This window comes from uncultured Devosia sp. (assembly GCF_964244875.1).
GTDB lineage: Bacteria > Pseudomonadota > Alphaproteobacteria > Rhizobiales > Devosiaceae > Devosia.
Genome location: NZ_CAXTKA010000004.1, coordinates 211,703 through 225,636 on the forward strand (window position 1 = coordinate 211,703; position 13,934 = coordinate 225,636).

Genomic DNA, 13,934 nt, shown 5'->3' on the forward strand with positions numbered 1-13,934 from the left:
GGGGATAACTTCGGTTACGTGCGCGGATTGACCGGCCGCACCAGGCTGGTCACGCCCTTGCCGGCATTGAACGCCTTGATCGCATCGTACTGCACGCAATCGGGCGCCATTTCCATCAATTCGATGCGGTTGCCATCGGGATCTTCCACCCAGGCGCCGCGATTGTTGTCGAGCCCCTTCTTGTCACTGAGCGGGTTCATCAGCACGATGCCGGCCGCGTCCAGTTCGCGCACCGCCGCCTCGATATCATCGACGGTGATGCACATGTGGTTGAACCCGGTCGGCTCCGGCCCCGGCGAGCGCGCGACACCGCCCCCCGTCAGCTCGAGATAGAGCTTGTCGTCGAACTTGAGATAGACGATCCAGGGCTTGTGGTCCTCGTCGGTCAGTTCGAGAAACAGCTTGAACCCCAGCGTTTCATAAAACGCGATCGAGGCCGCCAGATCCCGCGTCTTGAAATTGATATGTCCCAGCGTTTGAAACGCACCCATGGTCTTCTCCCTTGCGCCATCGTGGCCCTGCGGTGAGTTTTACGGCATATTATCGCTAATACAAGGGTGTCACGGCAGATTATTCCACAATAATGATCTCCTGCTGCCCGGAACCAGCGCCGCAAGGCAACCTGCCCGTCGTCCCGGCGTTGCAGGGCAAACCATGAGGACGCATCATGACATCCACCATTGCACTGGCCGGCGCCACCGGCAATCTCGGCGGGCGCATCGCCGCAGCCCTGCGCCGCAACGATGCCCAGGTCTGGGCGCTGGTGCGGCCCGATACGGGGGAGGACAAGCTGGAGCGCCTGTCCGCGAGCGGCTGCACCATCGTCAAGGTCGACCTGGCCGATCCCCGGCAACTGCAGGCAGCGCTCCGGGGCGCCGACGTGGTCATCTCGGCGCTGCAGGGCCTGCGCGAGGTGATCGTGGACACCCAGACCGATCTGCTCGAGGCGGCCGTGGCCGCCGGCGTCAGGCGCTTCGTTCCCTCCGACTACGCCGCCGATTTCACCCGCACGGCCGACGAACCCAACCGCAATTTCGACATGCGGCGCGAATTCGCCGCCATTGTGGATGCCGCCCCGATCGAGCCTGTATCGGTGCTCAATGGCATGTTCATGGACCTTCTGGCCTATGGCATGCCCCTGTTCGACCTCAAGACCCACAGCGTCACCTATTGGGGCGAGCCCGACCAGATGTTCGATCTGACCACCATGGACGATACCGCCATGGCAACGGCACTGGCCGCGCTCGACCCGCAGGCACAGCGCTATGTGCGGGTGGCGGGCGACCAGATCAGCCCGTCGGGTCTGGCCGCCTTGGGCGAGCAATTGACCGGAACCCCGTTCACGCTGGTGCGCGCCGGCAGCATCGAGGATCTGGGCCAGGCCATCGCCACCACCCGCGCCGCCGATCCGGGCGGGGAAACCGAGCAATTCCCCCGCTGGCAGCAACTGCAATACACCCGCAACATGATGAGCGGCAAAGCCAAGCTCAACCCCATCGACAATGCCCGCTTTCCCACCATCACCTGGACCACGGTGCGCGACCTGGCGACCGGCATGCTGGCGCGGCAGAACGGCGGCTAGGCGCACGCCAGCGCCGCGCGGCAAGCCGGGCGGTTCGGATCGAGCGGCAATGGCGAGACCAAAGTCTCGAAGCGGGTAGAACCGCGATAAGGTGAAACTCGGGTCTCGCCATCGCGCCGGGATTTTGCGCATGCGCCTCGAGCAGCCACCCTTGCGGGCCGGATTTATCAACGGCAACGACGATCCGGCAGGACGCACCTTGCCCCGATCGCCACCCCCGCCATCCCGGCTGGTTGTCGGCGTCCATGCGGGACCCTGGCGACCCAGGCTCCCCGGCTGTTCCCACGCTCATCACTCGTCATGATCGCGCTCTGGCATGGGCAATGGGGGGGAGTGTAGGCGCAGGCGGAGGGGGCGGGGATAAGGGGGACTTGCGAGCGGCCCGCAGGGCAAATCGCTCCAGTGGAGCGATTTGAGCAAGCAAGGCCATGCGAGCCATGCGCGAATGGCGAAAGGGGCACGCCCTCGTGGTTCGAGGCCCGTAAGCACTCGCGCCTCACCATGAGGGCTACTTATAAATCGCGATTTCCCAGTAGTCCTCATGGTGAGGTGGGAGCGCAGCGACCCTCGAACCACGAGGACGTGGCAGGATCGCTCGTTCCTCACCACGACCTCGCGGCAGTGGCAATATCTCGGGATGGGTTCCAGCCTGCGCCGGAATGACACCGTGGGTGGGAGGGCATTGGCGACGGAGCCTCCCGGACTGAGCAACGTTAAGTCCTATCGTACCCACAGGGGGGAAGGTTCCACCAGTGGATGTGTCCAAACCTCAACCGCTGACCCTAGTCGTCGCCCCCCTTCTCCCCTTGAGGGAGAAGGTGCCCGAAGGGCGGATGAGGGGTCGCTTACTGCAAGCATCAAAGCATGGGATGGCGCAGCACCCCTCACCCTGACCTTCCGCTGAACGCGTCAGGTCTGTCCCTCTCCCTCAAGGGGCGAGGGTAGGCTCCGTGGGTGAGGCGCTCAGGGCGCCGGATAAGAACACTTTAGTCGGCACGCTCCCTTGCGGGGAGAGATCAAGGGTGCGGGAAGTTTGGCCCGATCCATCAGGGCTAAACCATCCCCCACCTTGCTCGATCACGGACTTAGCTGAAGCTAGGTCCTATCTCGCTTCCCTCCCCGCAAGGGGGAGGTTGGGGCCAGTGGATATCAAGCCGTCAAGATTAACAATGAGCAACGTACTGCCATGGTGCCATTGATGGTACGCCGTCGAAAAAAATGTAGCTCGACCAATGTCGCCCGTTTCTTTTCTGCAAACCCTTCCGTAGGATTCTCATACGGCGATCAAATTTGTACGAACCAACTCAAGACAGGCTCATTTGGTTGAGGAACTCATTCAGAAACACCAGGAACACCATGAGCGTTATATACACGGTGGGATACGAAGGAACGGACATCGAGCGTTTTGTCGCAACGTTAAAGACGGTGGGTGTTCAATGCCTCGTAGATGTACGAGCTGTTGCACTATCTAGGAAGAAGGGCTTTTCCAAAAAATCTCTGGCGTCTCGGCTAGAGGTGGAAGGTATTGAATACCGTCATTTCATCGACCTTGGCGATCCAAAAGCGGGCAGAGAAGCAGCAAAGGCCGGCTTGCTGGATGAATTTCGCGCGATATATTTAGGTCATCTTGATTCTGAGGCAGCTCGAACAGCCACGAAATCTCTGGCCGTGGCTGCAGGAGAAAAGCCTACATGCTTGCTTTGCTTCGAACGCGACCCAAAGACCTGTCACCGGTCACTTGTGACGGAAACATTGACAGATTTCGAAACCTTCCATCTTTTTGCCGATGATCCCGAGCGATACATCCGGAACGCTGCAAAGTTGCCGAGTTACAATCCTCGTGAAGGCGTTGCCGCAGCGTAGTTCCAAACATGGCGAAACTGTATGCTGTGCTGGTGTAACGCCCGAAGGCCAATTTAAAAGACTATACCCGATTAGATTTAGGCACTTGAAAGAAGCTGCCACTTTCAAACGGTGGGATTATGTCGATTTCAAATACGGCAGGCCACCGCACGATCAACGGCGAGAAAGCTGTCGAGTATTTGAAGATAGCATCGTCGTTGGAAAGGAAATGCCAAAATCTGAGCGAGCTAAAATCCTAAATCCGCTTGTTCTATCTTCGATAACGAGCGCGGCGGAACGAGGCGACTCTCTGGCCTTGATAAGGCCTATAAACCCCCGTTTCGTGTACAAGCGAAAAACTGAGGAACAAATAGGGCAGGAGCGAAACACATACAAGTTAGCGGCTTCCCAGTCTTCTTTCTTTGACGAAGACCTGGCAGCGTTAGAACCTACCCCCTTCGACTTTAGATTCAAGTTCTCAGATGCTGAATCTAATCACGATTTTTCTAACGGAGATTGGGAGGCCCATGCAATGTACTTCTTGGGTCGGCAGCGCGGCCAATCCGAGAAAGAAGTACTTGGCTGGATGGACCAAGTTTTTAATGTTGATTATGTAAAGCGTGGAATGGTCTTCGCAGTAGGCAATCAAGCCAAACGACCCCAAACTTGGCAATTGCTTGGTGTGTTGCGGGTCGACGACAGCAATCAGATAGCCTTACCAATATAGCCTATCAACAGATAGGCATATTGCAAACGAAAGCCCGAACGCCAGCCCGGGCCTTATCATTCCGGTTGATCCAAGCTTCTCATCCGGCAATGCGCGCCGACCTCTCCGCTGGAAAGACGTGGATCATCGCTTACCCCTAATGCGCCAACACCGCCAACAGCAGCAGGGCCACAATGTTGGTAATCTTGATCATCGGGTTCACCGCCGGTCCCGCCGTATCCTTGTACGGATCACCAACAGTATCCCCCGTCACGCTGGCCTTGTGCGCATCGCCGCCCTTGTGGTGCACCACGCCGTGCGAGTCCGTAAAGCCGTCTTCGAAGCTCTTTTTGGCGTTGTCCCAGGCGCCGCCGCCGGCGGTCATGGAGATGGCGACGAACAGGCCGGTGACGATGACGCCCATCAGCATGGCGCCGAGCGCGGCGAAGCCCTCGGCGCGGCCGGCGATCCAGAAGATGACGGCAAAGACCACGATGGGCGAGAGCACCGGCAGGAGCGAGGGCACGATCATTTCGCGAATGGCGGCCTGGGTCAGCATGTCCACGGCCTTGGCGTAATCGGGCTTGGACGTGCCTGCCATGATGCCCGGATCGGCCTTGAACTGGCGGCGAACTTCCACCACCACCGATTGCGCGGCCCGGCCCACCGCCGTCATCGCCATGCCGCCAAAGAGGAAGGGCAACAGGCCTCCGAACAGTAAGCCGACGACGACGTAAGGATTGGCCAGCGAGAAATTGACCGCCGCCATGCCGTAAAAGAAGCTGCCTTCGGCCGCCTCGGCGACGAAATATTGCAGATCCTGCGTATAGGCGGCAAACAGCACCAGCGCGCCCAGGCCCGCCGAGCCGATGGCATAGCCCTTGGTGACCGCCTTGGTGGTATTGCCCACCGCGTCGAGCGCATCGGTATTGCGGCGCACGTCCTTGTCGAGCCCGGCCATTTCGGCGATGCCGCCGGCGTTATCCGTGACCGGCCCGAACGCGTCGAGCGCCACGACGATGCCGGCCAGCGCCAGCATGGTGGCGACGGCAAAGGCGATGCCGAACAGGCCCGCCAGATTATAGGTGATGATGATGCCGGCGATGATGACCAGGGCCGGAAGCGCGGTGGATTCCAGCGAGACCGCCAGGCCCTGGATGACATTGGTGCCGTGCCCGGTGACCGAGGCCTCGGCGATGGAATTGACCGGGCGCCGATTGGTGCCGGTATAATATTCGGTGATGACGATGATCAGCCCGGTAATGGCAAGGCCGGTGACGCCGCACCAGAACAGCGACCAGGGCGTGAACGCCTTTTCCGCCGTGCCCAGCGCCGCATTGAGATCGCCGAACACCAGCGCCAGCACCGGCAGCAGCACGATCAGCGACAGCACGCCGGTGGCGATGATGCCCTTGTAGAGCGCGCCCATGATGTTGTTGGAGGGCCCCAGCTTGACGAAATAGGTGCCGATGATCGAGGTGACGACGCAGGCGCCCCCGATCGCCAGCGGCAAGACCATGCCGGCCAGCTTGTAGGCCTCGGGCAAGACGATCGCCGCCAAGACCATGGTGGCGACGATGGTGACCACATAGGTTTCGAACAGGTCCGCCGCCATGCCGGCGCAATCGCCGACATTGTCGCCCACATTGTCGGCAATGGTGGCGGGATTGCGCGGATCGTCCTCGGGAATGCCGGCCTCGACCTTGCCCACCATGTCCCCGCCCACATCGGCGCCCTTGGTGAAGATGCCCCCGCCCAGCCGGGCAAAGATCGAGATCAGCGAGGCGCCGAACGACAGCGCCACCAGCGAATCGATCACCGTGCGGCTGATGGGCGCAACGCCCATGCCGGTCAGGATCATGAAATAGAGCGTGACGCCCAGAAGGCCCAGCCCCGCCACCAGCATGCCGGTAACCGCGCCGGACTTGAACGCCAGGTCCAGTCCCTTGGCCAGCGAGGTCGTGGCCGCCTGCGCCACCCGCACGTTGGCCCGCACCGAAACGTTCATGCCTATGAACCCGGCGGCGCCCGACAGCACCGCGCCGAGGAGGAAACCGATGGCGGCATAGATGCCCAGGAGAAAGAATGCGGCGATCAGGATCACCACGCCGACAATGGCGATGGTGGTATATTGCCGCTTGAGATAGGCCGAGGCGCCCTCGCGCACCGCCGCCGAAATTTCCTGCATCCGCGCCGAACCCGCATCGGCCGCCAGCAGGGCTTGCGTGGTGATCACGCCATAAACGATAGACAGACCGCCGCACACGACGATCAGCCACAATGCCAAAGTCATAGACTTGTCCTCAAACTAGGGTCCTCCGAAGTCCCCGCCGGGCGCCGATTCTGGGATCGGTCGCTCCGGCCCTTCGCGGGCCTTCTCGTCTGCCGAGCTTAGCGGGATTGTTTTGGCTTAAGCAATGGGAATTGCGATGTTTTGTCGCGGCGGCGTGTGTACCACGCCCTCGTGGTTCGAGGCTCGCAAGAGCTCGCGCCTCACCATGAGGGCTACTGGCGAATAGCCGGTGTGTGAGTAGTCCTCATGGTGAGGCGGGAGGCATAGCCGACCCTCGAACCACGAGGACGTGCCACCGCGCCCCTAGTACAGCCGCAACAGCCGCGGCAGGTCGTTGGCGATGAACGACTGCAGAAAGAAGATGATGATGAAGACGATGATCGGCGACAGGTCGAACCCGTTGACCGGCGGGATCACGCGGCGGATCGGGCGCAGGATCGGCTCGGTGATGGCGTTGACCACCTGCCACAGCCCGGCGACGAACCCGTTGCGGGTATTGATGACGTTGAACGATATCAGCCAGCTCATGATGATCATGATGAGAAACACCCACCAGACCAGGGTCAGCACCATGGAGAGGGTCTGCAGCAAAGCGATCATTAAGGTCCCCTGTGTCGTCGACGCCCGCGGCAGCCGCACTGTGGCCGTATGTAAGGCGGCTTTGCCGAACTCACAAGTGCGGCGATTGAGCGCCTGAAGCCGGCCAGGGCATGCTGTTGCGCAGCGCCGGATCAGCCGATCGTCTTGATGGGTTTCCACGTCACGAAGCGCCAGACATAGATCACCATGGCGACGGCGACGACGGCGGTGGAGACGGGATCGACCCAGCCCGCGACGGCGTCGTAATGCTCGTGCAGCAGGTAGCCGGCAGCGGTGAGGAAGGCGGTCCAGATCGTCGTGCCGATGGCCGAAACGATGAGGAATTTCCACAAGGGCATGGCGGCCAGCCCCGCCGGCACCGAGATCAGCGTGCGGATCGCCGGCACCAGCCGCCCGAGCAGCACGGCCCATTGGCCATAGCGCGCGAACCAATGCACGGCCTTGTCGATGTCATCCTCGGAAATGGTGGCGAAGCGCCCGAAGCGGTTGCACAACCGCCGGAACCGCTCGAGCCCCAGCAGCCGCGCTGCGGCATACCAGGCAAAGGTGCCCAAGAGCGAGCCGAGCACGCCGGCGATCACCACGCCGACGACATTGAGATCACCATTGGCCGCGGCAAAGCCGGCGAACGGCATGATGAGCTCGGACGGAATGGGGGGAAAGATGTTTTCGGCCACCATCATCAGGAAAATCCCGAGATAGCCCCATTGGGTGACGAAGCCGATGATCCATTCACTCATGGGATGCTCCTGGGATTTGGACGCGGATCGGGACTAAACGGCCACCCCCTCCTACCTCCCCCATCAAGGGGGAGGTTTCTCTCCACTCATGGAGCTCGATCCAGTTCAACCCACCGGCAGACACCTCCCCCTTGATGGGGGAGGCTGGGAGGGGGTGTTAGCGCCCGAAAAGCGAAGTTCAGCCTCAGCCGACCTTGGCCCCGCGCATGGCGCGCTTGCGATCGTTGGGGTCGAGCCAGATCTTGCGCAGGCGGATCGACTTGGGGGTCACCTCGACATATTCGTCCTCGGCGATATAGCCCAGCGATTGCTCCAGCGTCAGCTTCTTGGGCGTGGTCAGGCGCACCGCTTCGTCCTTGGAGGTGGTGCGGATATTGGTCAGCTGCTTGCCCTTGAGCGCGTTGACTTCGAGGTCGTTCTCGCGCGAGTGCTCGCCGATGATCATGCCTTCATAGATATCGACGCCCGAGTCGATCATGATCGGGCCGCGATCCTCCAGGTTCCACAAGGCGAAAGCCACGGACTGGCCGGTGCCGTTGGAGATCAGAACGCCGGTGCGACGGCCCGGCAGGTCGCCCTTGAACGGGGCGAATTCATAGAACAGGCGGTTGAAGATGGCGGTGCCGCGGGTATCGGACAGCAATTCGGGCTGGTAGCCGATCAGGCTCCGGGTTGGGACATGCAGGCGAATGCGGGTGCGGCCGATGCCGGAGGCGCGCATTTCGACCAGATCGCCTTTGCGCTCGGTCATCTTTTGCACGACGGTGCCGGTATATTCGTCATCGACGTCGATGATGACTTCCTCGATCGGCTCCATCTTGACGCCATCGACTTCGCGCATCAGCACCTTGGGGCGCCCGATGGTCAATTCGAAGCCTTCGCGGCGCATGTTTTCGATCAGGACGGCCAGCTGCAATTCGCCGCGGCCGGCCACGTCGAAAGAGTCGTTGTCGTCGCCGGGCGTCACCTTGATGGCGACATTGCCTTCGGCTTCGCGCATCAGGCGCTCGCGGATTACGCGCGACTGCACTTTGTCGCCTTCGCGACCGGCCAGCGGGCCGTCATTGATGCGGAAGGTCACCGACAGGGTCGGGGGATCGATCGGCTTGGACGCCAGCGGCGTCATGTTCTGCGGCACCGAAATGGTATCGGCCACGGTCGAGGTTTCCAGGCCCGCAATGGCGACGATATCGCCGGCTTCCCCGATATCGACCGGCGTGCGCTCAAGGCCACGGAAAGCCAGGACCTTGGAGACGCGGCCCTTTTCGACGATCTTGCCCTCACGGTTGAGCGTATGGATGGCATCGCCTGCCTTGACGACGCCCGAAAAGATGCGGCCGGTCAGGATGCGGCCCAGGAACGGGTTGCGCTCGATGGTGGTGACCAGCATGCGGAACGGGCCGTCCTCGACCTTGGGTTCCTTGACGTAGTCGATGACCTTGTCGAGCAGCGGGCCCAGATTGTCCTTGGGGCCTTCGGGCTGCTCGCTCATCCAGCCCTGCTTGGCCGAACCGTAGAGCACCGGGAAATCGAGCTGCTCGGGCGTCGCGTCCAGCGCGATGAACAGATCGAAGATTTCCTCGAGCACTTCGAGATGCCGCTCGTCGGCCTTGTCGATCTTGTTGATGGCAACGATCGGGCGCAGGCCCTGCGCCAAGGCCTTGCCGAGCACGAACTTGGTCTGTGGCATCGGGCCTTCGGCGGCATCCACCAGGATCACCACGCCATCGACCATGGACAGGATGCGCTCGACTTCACCGCCGAAATCGGCATGGCCGGGGGTGTCGACGATATTGATGCGCGTGTCTTTCCAGAGCAGGGACGTGACCTTGGCAAGGATCGTGATGCCGCGCTCGCGCTCGATATCATTGGAGTCCATGGCGCGCTCTTCGACGCGCTCGTTCTCGCGGAACGAGCCGGACTGCTTGAGCAGGACGTCGATCAGCGTGGTCTTGCCGTGGTCAACGTGGGCAATGATGGCGATATTGCGCAAAGACATAGGGAATCGAGCCTCTTTGGCATGATCCCAAAACCTTGCGCCGCGAAAGGGGGCGGCGCAAAACGGCTGAACCATGCAGGAATAACATGGCGCCGCCCCTCGCGAAAACAAGAGAACTGGCGCAGTTGGGGCTGCCTTACAGCAGAACCGCGTTTTCCACAAGCGCCGGGCACGCAGAGGTGGGTTGCGAGGGACTGACCGGTTCTCAAGGCTTGCGGCTCCTTGGTCCCCTCGCCCCTATGGGGAGAGGGCAAGACGAGCCGCTGCAAGCGGGTCGTCGCGGGTGAGGGGCGAGCTTCGACATCGCACCCCTCACCCGGCGCTGCGCGCCGACCTCTCCCCGGAGGGGCGAGGTGAGACAGCGAAATGCCACACGCCCATCCCACATCACGCACAAAAACGCCGCGCCCGGTGCAGGGCGCGGCGAACCGTCCGGCCTGCGCTTAAGCCAGGAACGGCGTGGCCGCAGCCAGCACGGCCGACTTGCTCAGCGGCTTGTCGAAGGCGCCGTCCCAGCCCAGCTTGAGCCCGATGCGGCGCACTTCGGAGGCATGGCGCGCTTCCACCGAGTGGATCTGCAGCGCCACGGTCAGGACCTCGTTGGAGCCGATCAGATTGCCCGCCTGCCCCTTATAGGCGGCGACACCCAGGTCCTCGAAGGTCTGGCTGAGGGTCAGGAAGGTATCGAAGTTGGAAAACACGTCGGCATACTGCCCGCCGGCGGTGAAATCGACGTTGGGCGCCGCTACCGCCGCCGCGCCGAGCACGCTTTGCAGCAGCTTGACATGGGCGGTTTCGTGCTGCCCGATGGTGCGGAACACGGTCCGGTATTTGGACGGGATCAGCCCGCCTGCCGTGTTGCCGGCCTCATAAAACGCCGCTTCGAGATATTCCAGCGTCAGCGCGAAGTTGAGCACGTCCTCGATCTTTTTGGGCAAAGCCTGCCCGAACGCCTGGTTGGAGGCGAGCGCCAGCACCAGGGGAGCGCTGGCCAGAAAACCGGCCCGCTTGGCATAACGGGCGAAGATATCGCGACGGCCCGCGACGATGGTATCGGCGAGTTCGGGTTCGATCTCGCTTAGAACAAAATTATGGTCGTTCATTTTGTGCGATCCTTACGCGAGCGAATTGGCGGTGACGGGAGTCTTGATGAACGGCGCCGCCTGCGGCAGCACCTGGCTCGGCAGCAGGGCCCCATCGAGGCCCTTGGCATCGACATGGCCGCGCCCCACGGAGTCGGCACTATAGGGCTTGAGCAGATCGGCGATGGCGGCGGCATGGCGTGCCTCGATCGAGACGATCGAGCCGGCAGCAGCCAGGTAGTCGACATTCTCGATCAACTGGCCGGCCCCGTTATAGGCGGCGACGCCCAGGTTTTCGAACACGTCCGCCGTGCCCAGGACGCTGCGGCGGCTGCCGAAATCGACGGCCGAAAAGTCCACCTCGAGATCGCCAATAGCATTGCGGCCCAAGGCCTTCTTGAGGAAATCGCGATGGGCGATTTCATGGTCGCGGATCGAGGTCAGGATGACCTGATCGTTTTGCTGCATGCTCGAGAACGGCGTGGCGATCACTTGGGTATAGAAGGCCGCCTCGAGCTGCTCGAGCGCATAGGCGTAATTCAGAACGCCGACGTCGCCCTCGCCAAGATCGGCGGCGAGAGCGGCCGATATGCCGAAATTGGGCAACCAGGCACCCGATACGGCAACAGTCGCGGCAGCGGCACCACCCCATTTAAGGAGGCGGCGTCGGGCGGTATTGAGTGCGATTTCCATCTGAAATCTCCCGTGATGCAGGGGTCAACCTGCGGCTTGGCTTGACTGACGCTTGCGATCAGTTACGGGCTCAAACGGGGTAAGTTTCATCTTGGTTACGGCATTAACACACGCTAGTCCGTCATCGGAAATCCGCGCAATCGCGGAACTTGGCCTACGCAAGCGCGTTGGCGCGCGCCGCTGCAAATTCCTGATATCGCGGCGGCTCAAGACGCTTTTTTATGCCGCGTGTGGCGGCTGGCGGCTTCGCTGTGCAAGAGATTGGCCAGGGCGGCCGGCGGCAGCGGGGGCGAAAACAGGAAGCCCTGCACCTCGTCACACCCCTGGCTGCGCACCATTTCGAGTTGCGCTTCGGTTTCGACGCCCTCGGCGGTGGTCGACATGCCCAGGCTCTGCCCCAACCCGATCACTGCCTTGATGATGGCCAGGCTATCGCCCCGCGAGGTCAGGTCGCGCATGAACGAGCGATCGATCTTGATCTTGTCGAACGGAAAACTGCGCAGATAGCTCAGCGAGGAATAGCCGGTGCCGAAATCGTCCATGCAGATGCGCACGCCCATGGCGCGCAGATCGTGCAGCGCCTTGAGGGTGGTGTCGTTATCGGCCAGCAGCAGGGATTCGGTGATTTCCAGCTCCAGCCGCTTGGCCGGCAGCTTGGCATCGGCCAGCGCCGACTTGACCAGCGCCACCAGGTCGCGGTTCTTGAACTGCACCGGCGACAGGTTGACCGCGATGCGCACATTGCCCGGCCAGCTCGCCGCCACAAGGCAAGCCTGGCGCAGCACCCATTCCCCGATCGGCACGATCAGCCCGGTTTCCTCGGCAATGGGAATGAATTCGGCCGGGGAAATCATGTGCTCGCCATGGTCCCAACGCAGCAGCGCCTCCACGCACGTCACCCGGTTGGTGGCCAGGCCCAGCAGCGGCTGATACACCAGCCGCAATTCGTGCCGCTGCAGCGCCAGGCGCAACCCGCCCTCGATCGAGCGGCGCAATTGCAGCACGGCATCCATGCCGGCTTCGAAAAAGTGATAGGTCGAGCGGCCTTCGCTCTTGGCCTTGTAGAGCGCCAGGTCGGCATTCTTGACCAGCGTATCGGTGGCGGTGCCGTCGCCCGGACCCACGGCGATGCCGACGCTGGCGCCGATTTCGATCTGCTTGCCCCCGATCATGAACGGGGCGGCGATCGACTTGATGATGCGATCGGCGACGCGCGCCGCATCGGCCGCATCCTCGACCGGGCGCATCAGCAGCGCGAACTCGTCGCCCCCCAGCCGCGCCAGGATATCGGTTTCGCGCGTCGTGCCCCAGAGCCGCGCCGAAGCCTGCTTGATCACCTCGTCGCCCACCGCATGGCCCAGCGTGTCGTTGACCGCCTTGAAATGATCAAGGTCGATATAGAGCACCGCCGCCATTTCGCCCCGCGCCAGCCCCGCCTCGGCCTTGGCCATCTGCTCGAGGAACTCGATGCGATTGGGCAGGTCGGTCAGCCCGTCATGGCGCGCCAGATGGCGGATGCGCGCCTCGTTCTGGCGCTGCTCGGTAATATCCTCATGGGTGGAGACCCAGCCGCCGTCCTTCATCGGATGGTGCTGCATCATGATGGTGCGGCCATTGAGCTCGTGGATATTCTTGCCATATTCACCCGCTGCGATTACCTCGCGCCGCCAGGTGATATAATCCTCGCGCGTGCCGCCGGCGCTCATCCCCACATCGAACAGATGGCCCAGGATATCCTCGAGCTGGGTGCCCGGCTTGATCATCTTTTCGGGCAGGTTGTAGATCTTGACATAGGGCTGGTTGCAGATGACCAGTCGCCCGCGCGCATCGAACATGCACAGGCCCTGGCTGATATTGTTGACCGCCGCATCCAGCCGGATGTTCTGCCGTTCCAGCTCCAGCTTGCGCTTTTGCACCAGTTCGGTGCGCGCCATCGCCTCGGTCACATCTTCGTGCGTGACCACCCAGCCGATATTGGACGAGTACACATGGGCCGTTTCGATGACGCGCCCGCCCTGCACCACTTCCTGGCTTTTGGCACGGGCCCCGCTCTGGTTGGCCAACAGGTCACTGGTATAGGTCTCGTAAAACGCGCCGGGACTGAGATCGGGATGGTTGCCCAGCCGCGTCGACAGGTCGACCACCTCTTCCAGCGTCATCCCCCGGCGCAGCGCCGACAAGGGAAACCCATAGATATCGCGGTAGTTCTTGTTCCACATCACCAGGCGGAACTGCGGCGACCAGACGCAAAAGCCATAAGGAATGCTCTCGAGCGCTGCGTCGAGTAGCAGGGCTTCGCCCATGTCGTTCAAGCTGCCAGCGTCTTCTGCCCGCACCCGATCCGTCTCCCGCCTGTGCATTCTGCATGACGCTGGGATGACACGCTATCGACCCCCG

11 protein-coding genes are annotated in these 13,934 nt (G+C 62.0%); 3 read left to right on the forward strand and 8 right to left on the reverse strand.

What is annotated here, in order from left to right; all coding sequences use genetic code 11:
* Positions 1–14 precede the first annotated feature (14 nt).
* Positions 15–491 (reverse strand): VOC family protein, encoded by a 477-nt coding sequence (locus tag ACFE8X_RS07330; RefSeq protein ID WP_375450798.1) that lies wholly within the window; start codon positions 489–491, stop codon positions 15–17.
* 176 nt (positions 492–667) lie between these two features.
* Here ACFE8X_RS07330 and ACFE8X_RS07335 point away from each other — a divergent pair, with 176 nt between their 5' ends.
* The 3 genes from ACFE8X_RS07335 to ACFE8X_RS07345 all read left to right on the forward strand — a co-directional run bounded on the left by ACFE8X_RS07335 (position 668) and on the right by ACFE8X_RS07345 (position 4,151).
* A complete protein-coding gene (locus ACFE8X_RS07335; RefSeq protein ID WP_375450799.1) occupies positions 668–1,582 on the forward strand; it encodes an NmrA family NAD(P)-binding protein in 915 nt (304 codons plus the stop codon).
* Positions 1,583–2,938: 1,356 nt separating this feature from the next.
* A complete protein-coding gene (locus ACFE8X_RS07340; protein WP_375450800.1) occupies positions 2,939–3,445 on the forward strand; it encodes a DUF488 family protein in 507 nt (168 codons plus the stop codon).
* 85 nt (positions 3,446–3,530) lie between these two features.
* The gene (locus ACFE8X_RS07345; RefSeq protein WP_375450801.1) at positions 3,531–4,151 is read left to right on the forward strand and encodes a hypothetical protein; all 621 of its coding nucleotides are present in this window, start codon (positions 3,531–3,533) and stop codon (positions 4,149–4,151) included.
* Between the two features lie 136 nt (positions 4,152–4,287).
* Here the strand turns inward: ACFE8X_RS07345 and ACFE8X_RS07350 are convergent, their stop codons facing one another.
* The 7 genes from ACFE8X_RS07350 to ACFE8X_RS07380 form a co-directional block, all read right to left on the reverse strand.
* Positions 4,288–6,423 (reverse strand): sodium-translocating pyrophosphatase, encoded by a 2,136-nt coding sequence (locus ACFE8X_RS07350; RefSeq protein WP_375450802.1) that lies wholly within the window; start codon positions 6,421–6,423, stop codon positions 4,288–4,290.
* A 303-nt stretch (positions 6,424–6,726) separates the two neighbouring features.
* A complete protein-coding gene (locus ACFE8X_RS07355; RefSeq protein WP_375450803.1) occupies positions 6,727–7,023 on the reverse strand; it encodes a YggT family protein in 297 nt (98 codons plus the stop codon).
* 131 nt (positions 7,024–7,154) lie between these two features.
* Entirely contained in the window at positions 7,155–7,763 is a 609-nt protein-coding gene (locus tag ACFE8X_RS07360; RefSeq protein ID WP_375450804.1) for a DedA family protein, read from the reverse strand.
* A gap of 184 nt (positions 7,764–7,947) precedes the next feature.
* Positions 7,948–9,762, reverse strand: coding sequence for a translational GTPase TypA (typA, locus tag ACFE8X_RS07365; RefSeq protein ID WP_375450805.1), 1,815 nt, complete (start codon positions 9,760–9,762; stop codon positions 7,948–7,950).
* Between the two features lie 443 nt (positions 9,763–10,205).
* Positions 10,206–10,865 (reverse strand): ferritin-like domain-containing protein, encoded by a 660-nt coding sequence (locus ACFE8X_RS07370; RefSeq protein WP_375450806.1) that lies wholly within the window; start codon positions 10,863–10,865, stop codon positions 10,206–10,208.
* Positions 10,866–10,877: 12 nt separating this feature from the next.
* A complete protein-coding gene (locus tag ACFE8X_RS07375) occupies positions 10,878–11,537 on the reverse strand; it encodes a ferritin-like domain-containing protein (RefSeq protein WP_375450807.1) in 660 nt (219 codons plus the stop codon).
* A 206-nt stretch (positions 11,538–11,743) separates the two neighbouring features.
* Positions 11,744–13,873, reverse strand: coding sequence for a putative bifunctional diguanylate cyclase/phosphodiesterase (locus tag ACFE8X_RS07380; protein ID WP_375450808.1), 2,130 nt, complete (start codon positions 13,871–13,873; stop codon positions 11,744–11,746).
* Positions 13,874–13,934: the final 61 nt, after the last annotated feature.

Excerpts from the sequence above, each read along its gene's own strand:
- ACFE8X_RS07340 (WP_375450800.1), top strand. The coding sequence starts at position 2,939 with ATGAGCGTTATATACACGGTGGGATACGAAGGAACGGACATCGAGCGT.
- typA (WP_375450805.1), bottom strand. The coding sequence starts at position 9,762 with ATGTCTTTGCGCAATATCGCCATCATTGCCCACGTTGACCACGGCAAG.
- ACFE8X_RS07375 (WP_375450807.1), bottom strand. The coding sequence starts at position 11,537 with ATGGAAATCGCACTCAATACCGCCCGACGCCGCCTCCTTAAATGGGGT.
- ACFE8X_RS07335 (WP_375450799.1), top strand. The coding sequence starts at position 668 with ATGACATCCACCATTGCACTGGCCGGCGCCACCGGCAATCTCGGCGGG.
- ACFE8X_RS07370 (WP_375450806.1), bottom strand. The coding sequence starts at position 10,865 with ATGAACGACCATAATTTTGTTCTAAGCGAGATCGAACCCGAACTCGCC.
- ACFE8X_RS07330 (WP_375450798.1), bottom strand. The coding sequence starts at position 491 with ATGGGTGCGTTTCAAACGCTGGGACATATCAATTTCAAGACGCGGGAT.
- ACFE8X_RS07350 (WP_375450802.1), bottom strand. The coding sequence starts at position 6,423 with ATGACTTTGGCATTGTGGCTGATCGTCGTGTGCGGCGGTCTGTCTATC.
- ACFE8X_RS07360 (WP_375450804.1), bottom strand. The coding sequence starts at position 7,763 with ATGAGTGAATGGATCATCGGCTTCGTCACCCAATGGGGCTATCTCGGG.
- ACFE8X_RS07355 (WP_375450803.1), bottom strand. The coding sequence starts at position 7,023 with ATGATCGCTTTGCTGCAGACCCTCTCCATGGTGCTGACCCTGGTCTGG.